The sequence below is a fragment of the Chitinophaga sp. Cy-1792 genome (assembly GCF_011752935.1).
Taxonomy (GTDB): Bacteria; Bacteroidota; Bacteroidia; order Chitinophagales; family Chitinophagaceae; genus Chitinophaga.
On the sequence record NZ_VWWO01000001.1, the window covers coordinates 3,319,576 to 3,337,619 of the forward strand.

12 protein-coding genes are annotated in these 18,044 nt (G+C 45.5%); 7 read left to right on the top strand and 5 right to left on the bottom strand.

Going from position 1 to position 18,044, the window contains the following annotated elements; genetic code table 11:
- Positions 1-47: 47 nt before the first annotated feature.
- Positions 48-611 carry a LemA family protein gene (locus F3J22_RS13535; RefSeq protein ID WP_167017985.1) on the bottom strand — a complete coding sequence of 188 codons (564 nt, stop codon included), beginning with the start codon at positions 609-611 and terminating at the stop codon, positions 48-50.
- Positions 612-834: 223 nt separating this feature from the next.
- Here F3J22_RS13535 and F3J22_RS13540 point away from each other — a divergent pair, with 223 nt between their 5' ends.
- A complete protein-coding gene (locus F3J22_RS13540; RefSeq protein ID WP_167017987.1) occupies positions 835-1,584 on the top strand; it encodes a LytTR family DNA-binding domain-containing protein in 750 nt (249 codons plus the stop codon).
- Here F3J22_RS13540 and F3J22_RS13545 read toward each other — a convergent pair.
- Both F3J22_RS13545 and F3J22_RS13550 read right to left on the bottom strand, forming a co-directional pair.
- Complete coding sequence (locus tag F3J22_RS13545; RefSeq protein WP_167017989.1) at positions 1,581-3,890, bottom strand: tetratricopeptide repeat-containing sensor histidine kinase; 2,310 nt, start codon at positions 3,888-3,890, stop codon at positions 1,581-1,583. The two genes, F3J22_RS13540 and F3J22_RS13545, sit on opposite strands and share 4 nt — an antisense overlap.
- 196 nt (positions 3,891-4,086) lie before the next feature.
- The gene (locus F3J22_RS13550) at positions 4,087-5,562 is read right to left on the bottom strand and encodes a two-component regulator propeller domain-containing protein (protein WP_167017991.1); all 1,476 of its coding nucleotides are present in this window, start codon (positions 5,560-5,562) and stop codon (positions 4,087-4,089) included.
- A gap of 243 nt (positions 5,563-5,805) precedes the next feature.
- Here F3J22_RS13550 and F3J22_RS13555 point away from each other — a divergent pair, with 243 nt between their 5' ends.
- The 5 genes from F3J22_RS13555 to F3J22_RS13575 all read left to right on the top strand — a co-directional run bounded on the left by F3J22_RS13555 (position 5,806) and on the right by F3J22_RS13575 (position 15,602).
- Positions 5,806-6,354 carry a phage tail protein gene (locus F3J22_RS13555; protein WP_167017993.1) on the top strand — a complete coding sequence of 183 codons (549 nt, stop codon included), beginning with the start codon at positions 5,806-5,808 and terminating at the stop codon, positions 6,352-6,354.
- Positions 6,355-6,364: 10 nt separating this feature from the next.
- Positions 6,365-6,925 (top strand): phage tail protein, encoded by a 561-nt coding sequence (locus tag F3J22_RS13560; protein WP_167017995.1) that lies wholly within the window; start codon positions 6,365-6,367, stop codon positions 6,923-6,925.
- Between the two features lie 27 nt (positions 6,926-6,952).
- The gene (locus F3J22_RS13565) at positions 6,953-7,537 is read left to right on the top strand and encodes a phage tail protein (protein ID WP_167017997.1); all 585 of its coding nucleotides are present in this window, start codon (positions 6,953-6,955) and stop codon (positions 7,535-7,537) included.
- A gap of 35 nt (positions 7,538-7,572) precedes the next feature.
- Entirely contained in the window at positions 7,573-8,712 is a 1,140-nt protein-coding gene (locus F3J22_RS13570; protein ID WP_167017999.1) for an ABC transporter substrate-binding protein, read from the top strand.
- 77 nt (positions 8,713-8,789) lie between these two features.
- Positions 8,790-15,602 (top strand): MBG domain-containing protein, encoded by a 6,813-nt coding sequence (locus tag F3J22_RS13575; RefSeq protein WP_167018001.1) that lies wholly within the window; start codon positions 8,790-8,792, stop codon positions 15,600-15,602.
- Between the two features lie 77 nt (positions 15,603-15,679).
- Here the strand turns inward: F3J22_RS13575 and F3J22_RS13580 are convergent, their stop codons facing one another.
- Positions 15,680-16,519 (bottom strand): metallophosphoesterase, encoded by an 840-nt coding sequence (locus tag F3J22_RS13580; protein WP_167018003.1) that lies wholly within the window; start codon positions 16,517-16,519, stop codon positions 15,680-15,682.
- A 108-nt stretch (positions 16,520-16,627) separates the two neighbouring features.
- Between F3J22_RS13580 and F3J22_RS13585 the strand changes: the two genes are divergently transcribed.
- On the top strand, positions 16,628-17,167 hold the full coding sequence (locus tag F3J22_RS13585; protein ID WP_167018005.1) for a hypothetical protein: 540 nt from the start codon (positions 16,628-16,630) through the stop codon (positions 17,165-17,167).
- Between the two features lie 51 nt (positions 17,168-17,218).
- On the opposite strand, the gene F3J22_RS13590 is transcribed toward F3J22_RS13585, so the two are convergent.
- Positions 17,219-17,887: an epoxyqueuosine reductase QueH gene (locus F3J22_RS13590; RefSeq protein ID WP_167018007.1), complete on the bottom strand. Its 669-nt coding sequence runs from the start codon at positions 17,885-17,887 to the stop codon at positions 17,219-17,221.
- Positions 17,888-18,044: the final 157 nt, after the last annotated feature.

The window sequence follows — 18,044 nt, forward strand, 5'->3', positions numbered from 1 at the left end:
GGACGGGTTTTTGTGATAATGTCGGGGGTAATAATATATTTTGTCTTTTATAGCTGATGGTAGAACAGGACTCTTACGGTTGTTGTCCTGGTTTCTTCTTCGGTAACATCCAGCAGGGGTTTAGATTTGTAACCTGTTAATAGTGCTATCAGATTACCCGGGAATGATTTTATATGATGATTGTATGCTATTACAGCGTTGTTATAGAACCTGCCGGAAGCCAGTATATAATCATCCATATCTATGCACCTTTCCCGGAGGGACGGGAAATTATCCTGTTCTATGAGTTCCGGATAACTTTCCATGGCTGTTAAGGTATGTTTGAAGGCACAGGTAATCCTGCTGTTGATGATCAATGTTTCCGCCTCGCTGGTATTGTCTGAAAGGCCTTTGGTACGCATGGTCATCAGTTTATTCAGCACATCGTTTTCGTAAGTCATGTAAGATTTTACAGCATTGACGAGCTTTGGGATCATATCGTAACGTCTTTCTATTACGGCATTAATACATTCAGTTGCATGGTCCGCCGCTCTTTTTATACGTAGGAGCTTTTTGTAATAATCTGCGCTGAATATTGCCAGCAGACTGGCTATTAGCAATGCGGTTCCCATTTTCAATATTTATGGCCGCAAATGTGAAAAAAAATTGCATTTAAAAGTCGGCGAGTAGACAACCCTGCTGAAATAATCTATCAGGAGGGGGAATCAGTATATGAAAAGGGGGCTCTGTCTGGAATTTACCGCTATTGGTCGAAAATGACGCTTTACCAGATGGTAATGTTCATTAGGATTAACCAGATTTATATATTTGCAGATAATTAATGTATTATCGGTGATGAAATATAACTGTGTGATTATCGAGGACAATATTATTGAGCGGGATCTGTTGGAAATGTATCTCCTTAAAATAGGTCTGCTGGAGGTTAAAGGCATCTGCAAACATGCCGCGGAAGCCTTTAAGCTATTGTCTAATGAGAAAATTGATATAATTTTTTCAGATATCGACATGCCGGATATTTCAGGCATAGACCTGCTGAAAGGGCTGAAAGATCCGCCTTTATTCATCTTCATCACTTCGCACCTGGAGCATGCGGCGGAGAGTTTTGAACTCGATGTTTTGGATTTCATCGCCAAGCCGGTGAGTATGGACCGGTTGATAAAGGCGGTTAATAAGGCGGTGGAGCACCTGGACCTGCAGAAGAAGGCGCAGTTGGCAGAAATGGAGCAAAAGGCCGGCGATGACTTTTTCTTTATCAAAGACAGTAAAGGATATGTACGCCTCAATTATGAGGATATTATCTTTATAGAGAGTTTTGGCGATTTTTCGAAACTGCGTACCAGCGAAGGACTTACGTATACCGCGCTGATCAATCTCAAAAACCTGGTACTGCAGCTGCCCGGTTTCTTTGTAAGGGTTCACAAGCAGTACCTCATCAACTTTAATAAAATAGCCAGTGTAAACGGCTATGAGATAATACTGGAGGGAGGTGTAAATCTTCCGCTAAGTCCGTCCTACAGGGATGGATTGCTACAAATGATCAGCAGCCGTACACTCAACAGGGTAGCAAGGAAGGAAGGGCTTTAGTTATTGGCTGCTTCCTGTTTCGGATAACCAATCGGCGTGCCACACAGCATGGCCAGCACGAATATGGTGCCCTGGCTGCCATTCGGGATAGCGGTTAATTGTGCATGCATCATGGTAGCAAAGGCTTTGCATAGGGTTAGTCCGAGCCCCATTCCTTTTTCACTATTGGTGCCGGCAGTGCTGCGACCTGGTTGGATACCTGTGTTGCTATTGAACATTTGCAACTGTTTTTCTTCCAGTCCCACGCCTGTATCAGCTATATATATCTTTATATGTTGGGCGCTCTGTTCAATGCTGACAGCGATTCGTCCTCCGTCCCTGGTAAATTTTATGGCATTGTTCAGGAGGTTCCTGACGATCAATGACAGCATATTCATATCTCCATAGGCCATGACGCCGGCTTCCTGCGTAAAGGAGAGATCGAGGTTTTTCAGGGCGGCATCTCTGCCGGCAGAAGCTACCAGTTCCTGTACGATAGGGCCTGGCTGAAATATTTTCAGGTCGGGCCTGAACCCTTGCATCTGGCTATAGGCCCAGTTTAGCAGGTTTTCCATCATAGAGGAGGTATGACCTAAAGTCTGGCTCAGACTAAGGGTATATGCCTTTAGTTTTTCCTCGGGGAGGTTTCCATGTTCCAGTAGCCTGGTAAAGGATATCAGGGAATTCACAGGCGCCCGCATGTCGTGGCTGACAATTCCCAGGATCCGGTCTTTGACCTTCCCTAATTCTTCCAGTGCTGCTTTTTGAGATAGCACGAGGAGGTTCAGCTGTTTCGTTTTTTGCTGTGCACGATAAACCAGCAGCGCGGCGCCAGATAATGCCAGGGTCAATATACCGAGGAATATGGCGAGGTTGCGGTTCAGCCGGGTCTTGTTTTCTTCTTTCAGAATTTTTTCATCGCTGGATTTTTTGTCCAGGCGGGCGTTTAGGCGTTGACGTTCGAGTTCACCTGCCTGCTGCAATTTTTCTTTTTCCAATGATGCCTGTCGCTGGAGGAAAGCCAGTTTTTCAATCCTGATTTCATTTTCTTTTAATTCCAGTTCCTGCTTTTGTTCCCGGGCTTCGAGGGTTCGCTTTTGCAGGGCGAGGTTCATCAACTGTTGTTTATTTTTATAATCATTCTCTTTAATAAGAAAATCCAGCTGCAGGCGTTTACGGGTAATTTCCTTTTCTTTTTCTGCATTGAAAACCTGGTCGCGGAAACTGATATAGGCTTTAAAATGTTCCAGCGCTTTTATGAAATGCTGCTGTTTTTCTGCGAGGCTACTCAGTGCCAGGTTGGCATCCCGCTGCAATAGGGGGAAATTATGTTCAGTTCCTATCTTTAGGGCTTCCTGTAACAGGGGAGAGGCCTCATTGTATTGCTGATGGGCGATATAGAAGTCGGCCAGCGACAGCAGGTCGGTGGCATAATCCTGTCTGTTGGTAATCAGTTTATCGTAGACAATGGCCTGTTGGAGGGCTTCCAGTGTTTCGGCGGGCATACCATTTCTATTAAATAACATGGAACGGGTCCGGTAAATATTCGACATCAATGGTGGATCGCCTATGGGACTGGCTAGTTCCAGTGACCTACTCAGGTAGTCCCTTGCCTGCTGGTACTTTTTCTCCTTTGTTATGCCCAGTTCATTTTCATTGGCGAGGCAGTAATTGGCGCCCAGGTCTGCATAGCAAAGTGCCAGTCCGTACTCTTCTCCTTGTGAATGCCGGAAGATCCGGGCAGCCTGCTCCAGGTAGGAAATGGCAGTTTTATATTGCTCGAGCTGTTTATAACAGGCGGCAATATTTTCATAGCATCCGGCTACGTCCAGGGTGTCGCCGAGTTCATGATATACAGCCACGGCTTCGAGGTTGGCATTAAGTGCCTTGTTGTAATCGGGCCAGCTGGCGTACATGGCACCCATGTTATAATATATGTCGCCATATAGCTGTTTGTATCCTGTCTCCCTGGCTTTTCGGATGCCTTTATTGTAGATTTCTTCTGCCTTTATAAAGTTACCATGACTCTGATAAAAGAACCCCAGGTGATAATAAGTATCCCCGATGGCATTGTGCAATTTAAGTTGTTCTGCCAGCCTGATTGCTTTGTTGGCATAGGCTTCTGCCATGTCTTCCCTGCCAAGTTTGCCATAGAACCTGAGCAGTTGTTCATAACGCTCCACCCTGGCCCTATCATCGGTTGGGAACTGCCTGTCTGCAAGCAGCAGGCTGTCTATAGTCCGCTGATGGCGCTGTTGAGGGAATCCTTTCTGGGATATGAATAGCAGGATAATAAAATAGAATAGCCGTAGCTGTTGGTTGGACATGACGCTTAAAAATGGCGCGTAAGATACAAAACAGCTGGAGAAGTTGGTATGATTTAATTGGGGGCAATCAATCCAAATGCAACATTTTGGAAAAATAATTATTAAAATGAACTTTGGAATCAATGAATAAAAAAGCGAAAAGAAAATATTCTTTTCGCTTTTTTATCTGAATGAAAATGTCAGATATCCTGAATATCTATTTTCTTTCCACTTTTACTAATCCCTGTCTGGTTGCGAGGTACAGCACACCATTGTTGTCAAATACCATGGTTGAAATATAGGAGGTGGGTATTGTAGAATTTTTGTTATGATAATTTTCCCAGTTATCTTTCAGGTCATATCTTATTAAGCCTGCTCTGTCTGTAGATATCCACAGCACTTTTTCCTTTTTGTCGTAAAGCACGCAGGTGGTATGATTAAAAGGCATTCCAGAATTATCTGTTGTGAACTGTTTGAAGGAGCCATCTGCATTTCTGATGGCAATACCTTCATCGGCGTTTATTTTTCCTTTTTCTCCTTTGTCGTATTCAAAAAGTGTGAAATAAAGATTTCCATTTTCATCTTCATCCATAGAGGTGATGCATTTACCTTTTAATACGGTCGCTGTCTTTTCAAAATTGGTCATTTTATTATTTTCATCAATCATGGCAGTGCCGCTGAAAGTACCGATCCATAATCTGTTCTTCGAATCTCTTCTGGCAAATGTTACACGATTGGAGGACAGGTCTTTAAACTGGCTTTTGTTGATATTAGACCATTTTCCATCTTTATATATGGTTATGCCTTCATCGGAACAGAAAAATACTTCGCCGGTTGTAGGATTATTGATAATGTTATAGGCGCCGTCAATACCAATTTCAGCAGCATCATACCTGGTCCATTTTGTATTATCATAACTATAGATGTTCCTGGTACCATATACCCATTTAACATTCTGATTGTCGGTAGCCAGCGCGTAATACGAAAACGCTTTTCCTTTGGGGGTAATATTTTGTTCCGCATTTTTAAACTCCTTACCATCAAAGGTTACAAGCCCATCATCTACGGTAAGCCAAATCAGGCCCGGTTTATCTATGGTAATATGGTCAATCATATTATTGGGCAGCGTGGAGTTGCCCGAAGTCCAGGATGTTATGGTATAGTTTTTTAAATTTTCATTTTTGTATTGATAGGTTTTGTTGTAGATCTCCGGGTCAGCAGGCCTGTCGAATGATTTCCGGAAATCTGCCATATTTACCCGTTGAATTTGTCCGGTGATTTTATTATCATTAATAGTGAAGAGGAGATTGATAGACGTTTTTTCTTCTATTTTCCCCTTGGAAATTGCGGGAGTCCACTTTTTAAACTTATTAAGTGCGGCTATAATTTTGGCTGTAACAGGGTTATCGGATATATCTGTGTGACTTAAAACACAGCCCCGTCCTTTGGCGCTGACGAGTACCTGGAACATCACATCGCCATGCATGCCTGTTAAGTTTAATTCCTCATTTAATTTATCCAGTAGTGCTGCGAATGCTGCTTCGTCATATCCCGCCTTGGGATTGCCGCAGTCCAGGCAGAAATGTGAGGCGCTGCAATTGTCAAGTTTTACCGGAAAGATGTTTTGGGCCCTGACATGCAGGGAACAGGCTGCGAGTGTGATAAGGAGTAGATACTTTATCTTATTCATCATATAGGGAGGCTGAATTTGGGAATACTTAAATATAGGCAAACTTGTATTGTTTATAAAATATTGGAGTAGCCGGCAGACTAAATATAGTGGATATACGAAAATGGCATTCATCGTATATCCGTTCCCGTAAACTATCATTTTCTCATTTTTTACTAGAAAAGATTGCAGATTTCCGAATCTTTATTTAGGTTTGCAGGTTATTAATACCAGGACAGCACTAATCCCTTACCGTAAAAGATTCTCATGGCCACAGAACCATTTCTAGGCGAAATAATGATCGTGTCTTTCAACTTTGCCCCCAGAAATTGGGCCCTATGCAACGGGCAGACATTATCTATCCAGCAATACGCCGCACTTTTTTCATTGCTGGGAACTACTTATGGTGGGGATGGAAAAACTACTTTTCAGCTGCCCGATTTTCGTGGCAGGGCCCCTGTTCATAGGGGAACATCATTTAACGCAGGAATTCCCACAGGTAATGTTGCCAATACCCTGACCAACGCACAGTTACCGTTACATACGCACACCCTGAAAGGAAATATTATCATGCCTGCAGGCAATGTTGCAACTACTACTTCACCCGTTGCCAGCGTACCTGTCAGTAATGCCTTGCCGGCCTTCAGTGCAGGTATGGACGAGCAGATGAAACCTGTAGCAGCAGCTGACCTCCTGGATATGAATCCTGCATATACCTTAAATACAGGGAATGCCAATGGATACAATAATATGATGCCATACCTGGTCCTTAATTACGTCATTGCGCTTACAGGAGCATTTCCTAACAGATCTTAAAATTTAGCATATGTCTTTTGAGCCTTATCTCGGAGAGATAATGATGGTGGGATACAATCCTGGTTATGTACCCGTTGGCTGGTTACCTTGTGATGGACAAATAGTCTCTATTCAGCAGTATCCGGCATTGTTTAGCCTGTTGGGTATTTCCTACGGCGGAGATGGCAAAACAAACTTTGCATTACCTAATCTGATGGATGCAACAGTGATTGGCCAGGGGCAAGGGCTTGGCCTGACGGAACGTCTGCTTGGAGACAAAGGAGGAAGCCTGACGACTACATTGACTATTGATAATCTGCCGTACCATACACATACTTTTTCTGCCAAAGCCATGTCACTTCCTGTGGGAGATGTGGCTACCACTGCCAGCCCGGCTAATGCCTATTTTGGTAGCATAGCCACAGGTAACGCTTATGGTGCACCGGTAGGAGGAATAGGTGGGATGGACCTTGTCAATAACATGGCATTGGAGAACACAGGTTCTTCGCAGGTCATGGTAAATAACGTCCAGCCAAGTCTGGGAACCTTTTTTTTAATCGCAATTGTAGGGGATTTTCCTACTTCACTCTAACTACGTACAAATTTTAATTACATCATTATGCAACCTCCATATATAGGAGAAATCAGGTTGTTCGCAGAGGCCAAAGTGCCGATAGGTTGGGTACCCTGTAACGGCCAGCTGATGGAAATAAACGGTAATGAGGCACTATATACTGTGATCGGAACCACTTATGGTGGGGATGGCGTGCAGAATTTCGGGATTCCTAATTTGCAGGGAAGAGTACCGATCCATCAGGGACAATTGAATGGGTATAACTTTACATTGGGAGAAGCAGGCGGAAGTGAAAGGATAACGCTGTCAGTTGCAAATATTCCTCCCCATACGCATAAAATTACAGGTCAGGTTTATATGCCCGCCTATGGAGAGAATCCGGCTACGCAAATGTATGCTACCGGCAATCACCCTGCGGTCAATCCCGGGCTTGTACAATATAGTTATAGTCCGGTTGTACAGTCGCCACCAATAAAAATGGCCGACCTCTCCGTTGTTTCAAGTGGTCTCACTAAAACTACACTGGATGTAAATTATACAGGAGGATCACAACCTTTTGATATCATGCAGCCGTATGTGACAGTGAACTTCATGATTGCGATAGCGGGCGTTTTTCCATCACAGTTTTAATAAATATCTGCGCCAATATACTTTTTATCTCCATCATGAAAACAGGAATACTTTTACCAAAATCTAATTACCAGCCACTCCTCCAATACGATTTTCTCGCAGGTTGTAAGGCCAGCCTTGCACATGTCGGAACGGATGTTGAATATGTTACCGCCAATATTGGTTTTGGTACAGATAAAGACGCCGTATACGCTGCTGCGGAGAAGATGCTGATGGAAGATGACGTAGATGTTTTGGTAATGTATGCCGATCAGCAATCCCTGCTGCCGGTTGCGGAATTCGCCAGGGCTGCCAATAAACTGATTATACTCGTACATCCCGGCGCGCGTTATATGCACGGCTGGGAACCACACCCCAACGTAATTTCACATACTTTACAACATAATCTTTGTTGTCAGCAAACAGCAGCCAGGGCAGCCGGCATAGCAACAAAAGCTGCGTTCTGTACCTCTTTCTTTGAGGCCGGTTTTCCTGTCAGTCATGCGCTGTCGCATTATTATATCAGCAACGGCGGGATGCTGGAATATAACTTTATCAGTAGGTTCAAAGCGGCAGAATTTACCGTGGCGCCACTGGTAGCTTTCCTGCAACAACGCCCGGATGTTACCACTTTGCTGACGCTGTTCAACGGCGAACTGGGACACCTCTTCCTGCAGCAACTCGCTGCTGCACAATTGGATAACCTTCAGTTATTCGCAGGCCCCATGTTATTTGAAGACGCGCTGGTAGCCAATTATGGCCCTATCCAATTATCGTGTAGCCTGGAGGGTTATATCCCCTGGCATCCCGCAGTGGACCTGCCGGCAAATAAATTGTTTATGGAGCAGATGTCGCAGACGCTGGAAAGAGCTATCACCAGTTTTACCATGCATGGCTGGACAACTGGCCAGTTGCTTGCCGCCATCGCCAGCGGGAAAGCAGCACACGGCTACAAACCCAAAGGAGTGCTGCAAGCCCTGGAACAGGTGCAGATAGACAGCCCCAGAGGACCAATTACTTTCGATCCTGCCACACAGCATACACTGGCACCGCTATGGTATGCCCATGCTGATGCTAACATGCACGTGACGATCGGACACGAAATGACCGCTACCCTGGACCAATGGACTGCCTTGCAGTCTGAAGTAAAAGGTGCTTTTATTTCCAACTGGAATAATACCTATCCTTGCGGCTAAGCAGCAAGGATATCCCTATAGCAAATGTTGCGGCATAATCCGTTAACTATTTTATATCCCTGACTTCCAACGATAGTATGAAGTTTATACTCCAAAGGTCCCTGATTACCATCCTGATACTCTGTTCCGTATTTGTGGCAAAAGCCCAGATAGGCGCCGGAGACCTGCTTTTTACAGGTATCAATACCTACGACGACAATACCGACGGCAAAACACAAAATGATGTATTTTCCTTTGTAATGCTGAAAAGCTGTCCACCCAACACCGTGATTTATTTTACTGACCTGGGCTACACAGCCGGCGCCTTTCAGTCGCTACTTTGTGGCACAGGCATGGGTTCACAAACTGATGGTGTCATCCAATGGACCTCGCCCGGCACACGGCTGGCCCCCGGCACACAGGTGGTTATCAGTTGTAAATACAATCCTGCTGCCAATATCGGCTCTGCGACAGGTTTATACGCCACTAATAAAACAGCGGGCCTGACAAACCCCAGCCTCAAAACATATGTGAGTCTGGGCCTGGTAGGAGACCAGTTGTTTGCCTATACCAATAATAACGCAGGCAACCCTGCATCCTATTCCACTATCCTTGCCGGCCTTAATGTCAATAGAAAGTTATGGGATGCTGCTAACAATATTAGTTCCTGTGAGCTTACTTCCTCCCGCTCAGAGATGCCAATTGAATCCGGCCCGCTCAAATTTCCTTCTGCTTTTGCGGTGAATGCAAAATATAATTGTGCGACCCTTGTTGGAACAAGCAGCAGTTTAAGGAAATTGTTGCAGGATACGACCAACTGGTACAAAAACAATACTTATTCCACCACCTTTCCCGATACTTTTAACCTGGTTAAAACGGCGCCTTGCAACCTGGTAGTTGTAAACCCGGATGCCAATGGCGTTGTGCGTGTGGATGGTAGCACCACTAATCCTGGCGATGGTACTTCCTGGCAGGAGCCTGTGAAAGAATTGAGGGACGCATTGCTCGTGGCCGCAGATCCTGCAAATAATATCAAACAAATATGGGTGGCTAAGGGCACTTATCTGCCTTCAGGTACAGGAGATGCAAGCAAATCTTTTGTGATTCCCGCTAATGTAAGCGTGTATGGCGGTTTCCAGCCTGGCGGCGCCGGCGAGGCATCCCCGGCGGCGCGTACAGCTCCCGCCGCTAATATGGCGGTACTGAGCGGTGATCTCGACAATAATGACAACAACAAATCAAATGGTATTACCCTTACTGGATCAGATATTGTTGGTGCAAATTCTACAACCGTAGTCGTATTCGGTAATCCCTCAACAGGTATTAAACTGGATTATATCGTCATTACCGGTGGAAATAATTCTACTGGTTTGGGTGCAGGCTTTGTTTCGGGTGTCACCGCTTCTATTGTAGGGGCAGACTTTACCAATGTGCAGATTGTAGGTAACAGGGCTATAAATGCACCGGGCATCTATCTTCCATATGCCAACGGAAGCAATATCACCTTCACCAACGTACTGGTAGCAGGGAATACCTGTATAACACCAGGTAACTATGCCATCAGAAGTGGTAATAATTACCTGACCTTCCGGCAAACAACCATCGCAGGAAATACAGGCGGATTGAATATGGTAGGAGGTAATGGTAGTCTGTCGGTTTATAATTCCATTATTGCTAAGAATACGAATAATGATCTGACGCAGTCAATTGGCACGATTACCTATGTGAATAGTATGATCGGAGGCTCCTTCTATACATCCGCTTCTACCACGGACGCTACAGCCGCAGGTGTTACATTTAAAAGTCCGGCCACAGGAGATTATAGCCTGGATGTAACCAGTAAGGTGATCAACAGGGGAAATAATAGTGTGGTTGGTGGAATGACATTGGACCTGGCAGGTAAACCAAGGATCAGTAATGTTACCGTTGATCCGGGGGCGTATGAGTACCAGGCAGTGGCGCCTACCCTCACTTTCCCTGCTATCACCAATACCATTACTTATGGAGATGCTAATGTAACGCTTGCCCCTGGCCCTTCTACCAATAGCGATGGCGTTATCACCATCACCAGTGCCAATCCTGCGATAGCATCTGTTACCAATAATTTACTCACTGCAAAAGGCGCCGGTGGCCCGGTAACGCTGACGGCTACCGTATCCGCTACCAATGCCTTCCTGGCGGCCAGTACTACGACTACGGTGTCGGTTGCACGTAAATCAATAGATCTGAAACCAGATGATGTCACCAGGATGTATGGTCAGCCTAATCCTGCCGGTACCTACGCCTATTCAGGCTTTGTATCACCGGATGATGCCACTGTATTTACCGGTACGCCTGTTATCACTTTTGGTGCTTCCCAAACCGACCGTCCGGGTACTTATGATATAAACATTGATGCCGCTGCTGTTACCAGCGCTAATTATACGATCGTTCCGCAAAAAGGTACGCTTACTATTATCCCTGCCACTCAAAATATCAACGTACCAACAGGGGTAACTAAAACATATGGAGACGCACCTTTTGATCCGGGAGCCGTTGCTACCAGCGGACTTGCAATCACCTATGAGATCATCAGCGGTGCTGCCACTGCCAATGGTAATACCATTACGCTTACAGGTGCCGGTACCGTTAATGTACGCGCTACCCAATCAGGCAATGAATATTATCCTGCTGCAACACCTGTTACATTTGTGATCCAGGTTGCCCAGGCAACAGCAATAGTGACTGCGAAAGATACAAGTGTAACATATGGTAGTACAACACCTGCATTTATCTACCAGATAACCAACCTGGTAGCACCGGGAGATATTACCGGCATTACCGGAACCCCGGTACTTACTACCGACGCACCAGCCAATGCACCTGCAGGCAGCTATACAGTGGATATCACCGCAGGTACGCTATCGTCTGCAAACTATATCTTCTCCCTGAAACCTGGTACATATACTGTAACCAAAGCCAATCAGACTATTTCTCTTACTACCATTCCAGATAAAATTTATGGAGATGCACCGTTTGATTTGCAGGCAACGGTTACCAGTGGCTTACCGCTGACATATACAGTAGCGGGTGGCCCTATTTCCATTACAGGTAATTTGGTGACCATCCAGGGAGCTGGTAGTGCGTCGGTCACTGTAAATCAGGCAGGTAACAATAACTACAACCCTGTTACCTACACCCAGAGCTTCCAGATCAATGCCGCCGAACTGACTGTTGTCGCAGAAGATAAATCATCTGCCTATGGCGAAACTATTGTACCGCTCACTTATCATTACAATGGCCTGGTGTATAATGAATCCCCTGCTGTCCTTGGCGGCATACCTGCTCTTGCTACTACCGCCACCAGTGCAAGCGATGCCGGTAACTATCCTATAGTTGTCAATATTGGTGCGCTGAATAACAGCAATTATAATATCCACGCCCAAACCGGCAGCTATACCATCGGCACTACCACACAAACAATCACCTTTAACAAGCCGGCTGATGTAACTTATGGAGACGCGCCATTTACCCTGACAGGTACTTCCTCCAGTGGTTTACCGGTGGTCTATACCATTGTGTCGGGGCCAGCCACCATCGCCAATGATGTACTGACGATTACAGGTGCGGGTGATGTGCTGATCAGTGCTGGTCAGCCAGGGAATAATAATTACCAGGCTGCTACCGCTGTTACACAAACACTCACGATCAGAAAGGCAGTGCTCAATGTTACTGCCGATGATAAAACACGTGCCTACCACGAAACCGAGCCTACGTTTACTTATGCTATCAGCGGGTATAAATACAGCGATGATGAAACTATAGTTACCGGGGTGGCAAATCTCACTACCACTGCAGATCTGCTATCAGCGCCAGGTACCTATGATATTAATGTAGCAACAGGTTCGCTCAGCGCTGCCAATTATACTTTTAACCTGGTTAAAGGAGCGCTGCATATTGTCAAAGCCACTCAGTCAATTAATTTCCCGGCTATCGGAGATAAAACCTATGGCGATCCGGCATTCACACCGGCCATCAATGCCAGCAGCTCCCTGCCAGTGATATTGTCCGCCACGGGCCCGGTAACGGTTAATAATAATGTGCTGTCAATTACCGGTACCGGCACTGTAACGGTAACGGCTACACAGGCAGGCGATGCAAACTATCTGCCAGCAGTTACCACCCAGACTTTCGATATAAAGAAAGCGACCCTGCGGGTTATTGCTGATGATAAACAGAAAAATTACATGGAGCCTGTGGAGGCACTTACCTATCACTTCGATGGCTTTGTTTATAATGAAACAGCGGCAGTAGTAAGTGGCGCAGCTGTCGGCTCAACATCGGTTAATATATCCAGCCCGCTGGGTACCTATCCAATATATATGGCACAGCAATCACTTGCTGCTGCAAACTATGATTTCGAAATGGTGCCTGGTAGCTATACCGTTGGAAAAGGTAACCAGGTGATTACCTTCACGCAGCCTGCCGATATGACCTATGGCGCAACGCCTTTCCAGCTGGCCCCTACCAGTAACAGTAGTCTGCCGGTAGCTTACCGCATCCTTAGCGGACCTGCTACGCTGAGTGGTAATGTTATCTCACTGACTGGCGCCGGCGATGTTACCATTGAAGCTTACCAGGATGGCAATTCTTCCTGGAACGCAGCAACACCGGTAACACGTACGTTCAACGTTGCTAAGGCAACCGTCGATATCTTCGTAGGTAATTATTACCGTACTTACCTGCAGGGAGATCCAACCTTCACCTTCTTTATTTCCGGTCTGGTAAATAACGACCAGCCAACTGTGATTAGCGGAGCACCAGTTATTACGCCTGCGTCTACACACACTTCTGATGTAGGGGTGTATGATGTAAATGTGGGAATCGGTACCCTGCAGGCAGCCAATTACAACTTTAACCTGGTACACGGTACCCTGACTATCTCTCAGAGCAACCAGGGCATCAACTTTGCACCACTGAATAACAGAACGTATGGTGATCCTGCATTGGTGCTGACAACACCTACCAGCAGCGGGCTGCCAGTAAGCTATAGCGTTTCCGGACCAGCTACTGTTAATGGTAATACCATTACCCTTACTGGCACCGGTACTGTAACGGTAACGGCTACACAGGAAGGAGACAGGAACTGGCTGGCAGCTACGCCACGCCAGCAAAGCTTCACCGTATTGCCGGCGGTATTGACGGTAGTTGCTGATGATAAACAGAAAATCTATCAATTGCTTAACCCTGTCTTTACCTATAAGATCAAAGGATTTGTTTATAATGATGATGCTGCTGTAGTAAGAGGAACACCTATACTCAGTACTATTGCAGATAACAACAGTGTAGTAGGTACTTATCCGATTGATGTGGCATTGAATACGCTGGCAGCAGACAACTATACTTTTGTAACCGTAGCAGGTACATTGACAGTGGTTCCCAATGCGCAAACCATCAGCTTCCAGCAGCCGGCAGACAAAACCTATGGTGATGCACCATTTGCCCTGGTTGCTAACAGCAGCAGCACCTTGCCGGTGAGCTTCCGGATCGTTAGTGGCCCGGCAACAGTTACTGGTAACATGGTAACTATCACAGGTGCCGGCCCGGTTGTAGTGGTTGCGGAACAGGCAGGAAATGCAAACTTTGATCCGGCTACCGCAGTACAGGCGACCATCAAGGTGCAAAAAGCCCCGGTAACTGTCACCGCACATAATGCTGAAAAAACGTATGACGGCCAGCCATATACCGGTGGTAACGGCGCCGACTATACGGGATTGGTAAACAACGACCAGGAGAATGTGCTCGGCACGCTCAGTTACACAGGAAATTCACAACAGGCAGTAGATGCCGGCACCTATACCATCACGCCGGCAGTACCTGGTAATAATAATTATACGGTTACTTATATAGCTGCACAGCTTACCATCCGGAAAGCGAAGCAGACGATCACTTTTAATCCAGTTACCGGTAAAAACGAAGGTGACCCTGCATTTGCCATTCCGGCATCTGCATCTTCCGGATTGCCAGTTACCTATGTAAGCAATAACAATACGGTGATAAGTATTACCGGTAACACTGCCACCATTGGTGCTGCCGGTACAGTCATTATTACTGCGAGTCAGTCTGGTGATAATAATTACGAGGCGGCTGATCCGGTTTCCCAGACAGTGGAGGTTACTGCTTATCCTGTTCCGGACCTCACACCTGATGGCGCCATCAATTTCTGTGATCAAAGCAGTGTAACACTTAAAGGCACCGCTGCGTCTCCATCTGTTGTTCCTACCTGGGTCTGGATGAAAGACGGTGTAAGAATTCCAGGAGCGACGTCATCTGCCTATAAAGTCACTACAGCTGGTGCTTACCAGGTAATAGCGAATTATAAGGGTCAGGAAAAAATATCCGGAGCGATTACAATTACCGTATATCCATTACCGGTAGTTACCATACAGGCATCCGGCCCTACTACTATCAGCAAGGGAGAAACGATTACGCTGTCATCTTCCGGAGGCGGTACCTATGCATGGGAACCGGCAACAGGACTCAGTAATGTAAATGGAGCGGTTACAAATGCACGCCCCGCACAAACTACAACGTACAAAGTGGTAGTTACCAGCGATCAGGGATGTATGGCAGATGCAGCCATTACGATTAATGTTAAGGAAGATTACAAACTGGAATCTACCAACATACTTACACCTAATGGCGATGGCCATAACGATTTCTGGGTAGTGAAAAATATTGATATGTACCCTGATAACGAGGTGAAAGTATTTGACAGGGCTGGAAGACTGGTATTCCGTCAACGAAATTATTCCAATACCTGGAATGGTACGGTTAATGGTAGTCCGCTGGCAGAAGGCACTTATTACTATATCATTGATATGGGAGCCGGTAAACCACAGTTTAAAGGCTTCATCACCATTGTCCGGTAGCCGGACAGGGATAATAAAGTAAAAGGCGGTGTCTACATTGTAGACACCGCCTTTTACTTTATATAAATTATTAAAGATTATGCTTTCAAAACAGCAGGCATTATTTGCATGAGTTGCTGCGATTCATTGAAACTAAATGCCAGTTCGCCTTTCACTGTAGCGTTGGTACTGCAGGTATGGCCTATTAATACTTCCTTGCCAGCAGCGTTGCGTAAAGAGCGTAGGTAGCTGTTATTGTTATGTTGATGTCCGCCTGCAATGAAGTCGATATCTGTTGATTCATGTACCAGGGCATAATTGGAAACTTTACCAGGCGTGGTGTCATATCCTAAATGGGATAAACAGATCACCAGCTGACATCCTTGTTTGCGCAGGTGTGCAGCCGCAGCATTGGCCGCTTCAACAGGATCTGTTACTGTTACGCCGGCTACGCCAGGAAGGGGAGTACCTACGCCTGTAATACCAATTTTAATCAAACCTTTCTGAACAATCAATGCCGGTTTTATCATGGCTGCCAGCTTTGTATCTTCAAAATGATAATTACAGTTTACCAATGCAAATTTCATGGCAGGAATGAGCGCGGCAAGAGCGGCTGTACCATTGGCCAGTTCCCGGTTGCCGATGGTAGCAGCATGGTAACCTGCAGCATTCATCGCATGTATAACCTCCAGGTGAGCATGGTGGTTGGTGCTTCCATCGGTAAAATCACCGGCATCCAGCAACAGGTCGCCGGCATCCATGCCCTGAAATACATTGCCATGCATATCGTTGGTATAATGTAACAGTAACCCGCTGCTATCGCCAGCCAGGCGTATTGTAGCCATATTATTGGCTGCCAGCGTATGAAGGGGGGATTTTAATAAAAGCAGTCCCGCTGCAAGAGAGGAATTTCGGAGAAAACTACGTCGTGTGTTCATAAGGTATTGGAATACTAGATAAAGATACAAGGTAAATATCGTCTGTCAAAGAGAAATCATGATTGAGTCTGCTATCTTTATAGTTACCGGAATCATAAACAACATACAATGCTTAGCGGCCAATTTATTAAAATACCTGGTGGTACCAAAAAAGAGCTGGAATACGAAGAAATAAATCAACTTAAAAAAGATATCCTCTGGATCTTTGATGAAAACGGGGCAGACCTTCACCATGCTTTTGTTCCGGGACATTCATTTACAATCCCGTATTGGCAGTATATGACATTGCATAAGGATGTGGATTGGGTAGATGAAGAAGTGAAATTTTCTATAGCTGGCGCCATGATTGTAACCTTATGTATGGTGGTCGAATATATTGATATCGTCGGCGGCGATCAATCCATTTTCAGCACTACACCATTAGCTGAGGTACTTGATTATACCAGGAATTTTGAGCCGGCAGATGAGAACCTGCATTTTCTGAAAAATCTATTGATAGCCGGCCTGACCATTGCTACCGGAATTACAAAAGAAGATCTGTGGAAGAATGAACCGCTGGAAGGCCTGGAAATAGACGCATTTTATGAGAAACTAAGGCAGGTCAGGGAAAGATTTATATTACCTTACTATCAATCAAAATTAACATAAAGGCCTTCCCGCAATATGCCTGAAGGCCTTTATGCTCATCGGGACTAAAAATTATACTGACTTATCATCAGCATCCTTTCCATAATATTTTTCTCCCAGTTTAATCTTCTCTCTGCCGTTTTGTGTACGCCATTTGTTGGTATCTCTCAGCGAATACGCACATCCACAATACTCCTGCATGTAAAATTCTTCTTCTTTGCTGATGTCCAGCATACGCTTTGAACCACCTTTCTTACGCCAGTTATAGGTCCAGTAGGTAAGGCCTTCATAATGGCCAGCCGCTCTGAGGCCGCAATCATTGATCTGGTCCATATTCTTCCACCGGGAAATTCCCAAAGAACTGCAGATAGTATCAAAACCATGCTCAGCTGCATACAAAGCCGTACGCTCAAAACGCATGTCGAAGCACATGGTACAACGTATGCCTCGCTCTGGTGCTGCCTCCATGCCCTTCGCCCGCTCAAACCAGTTATCTACATCATAATCCGCATCAATAAAAGGGATCCCATGCTTTTCAGCAAAACGGATGTTTTCATCTTTGCGGATATCGTATTCTTTCCTGGGATGAATATTCGGATTATAAAAGTAAATGGTGAACTCGATCCCGGAGGCTATAATGGCCTCCATGACTTCACCGGAACAGGGCGCACAGCAGGAGTGTAGCAGCAGCTTCTTCCCATTGTTGGGTAATTCCAGTTTCTCTCTGATAAATACACTCATATCTTAACTATTTGTAACGGTAAGCATTTCTTTTCTTATACCTATCTCAGACAACATACCTGCTATGCTGTTTATCATATGAATAGAGGCTTCAATCTCGGCCTTGATGTTGGCTAAATGCGCGATATGTGATGAAGCAACACCAGGCAAAAGTTGA

Bases quoted from the DNA above. Each gene is read 5' to 3' on its own strand.
- F3J22_RS13535 (WP_167017985.1), bottom strand. From the start codon at position 611: ATGGGAACCGCATTGCTAATAGCCAGTCTGCTGGCAATATTCAGCGCA.
- F3J22_RS13540 (WP_167017987.1), top strand. From the start codon at position 835: ATGAAATATAACTGTGTGATTATCGAGGACAATATTATTGAGCGGGAT.
- F3J22_RS13545 (WP_167017989.1), bottom strand. From the start codon at position 3,890: ATGTCCAACCAACAGCTACGGCTATTCTATTTTATTATCCTGCTATTC.
- F3J22_RS13550 (WP_167017991.1), bottom strand. From the start codon at position 5,562: ATGATGAATAAGATAAAGTATCTACTCCTTATCACACTCGCAGCCTGT.
- F3J22_RS13555 (WP_167017993.1), top strand. From the start codon at position 5,806: ATGGCCACAGAACCATTTCTAGGCGAAATAATGATCGTGTCTTTCAAC.
- F3J22_RS13560 (WP_167017995.1), top strand. From the start codon at position 6,365: ATGTCTTTTGAGCCTTATCTCGGAGAGATAATGATGGTGGGATACAAT.
- F3J22_RS13565 (WP_167017997.1), top strand. From the start codon at position 6,953: ATGCAACCTCCATATATAGGAGAAATCAGGTTGTTCGCAGAGGCCAAA.
- F3J22_RS13570 (WP_167017999.1), top strand. From the start codon at position 7,573: ATGAAAACAGGAATACTTTTACCAAAATCTAATTACCAGCCACTCCTC.
- F3J22_RS13575 (WP_167018001.1), top strand. From the start codon at position 8,790: ATGAAGTTTATACTCCAAAGGTCCCTGATTACCATCCTGATACTCTGT.
- F3J22_RS13580 (WP_167018003.1), bottom strand. From the start codon at position 16,519: ATGAACACACGACGTAGTTTTCTCCGAAATTCCTCTCTTGCAGCGGGA.
- F3J22_RS13585 (WP_167018005.1), top strand. From the start codon at position 16,628: ATGCTTAGCGGCCAATTTATTAAAATACCTGGTGGTACCAAAAAAGAG.
- F3J22_RS13590 (WP_167018007.1), bottom strand. From the start codon at position 17,887: ATGAGTGTATTTATCAGAGAGAAACTGGAATTACCCAACAATGGGAAG.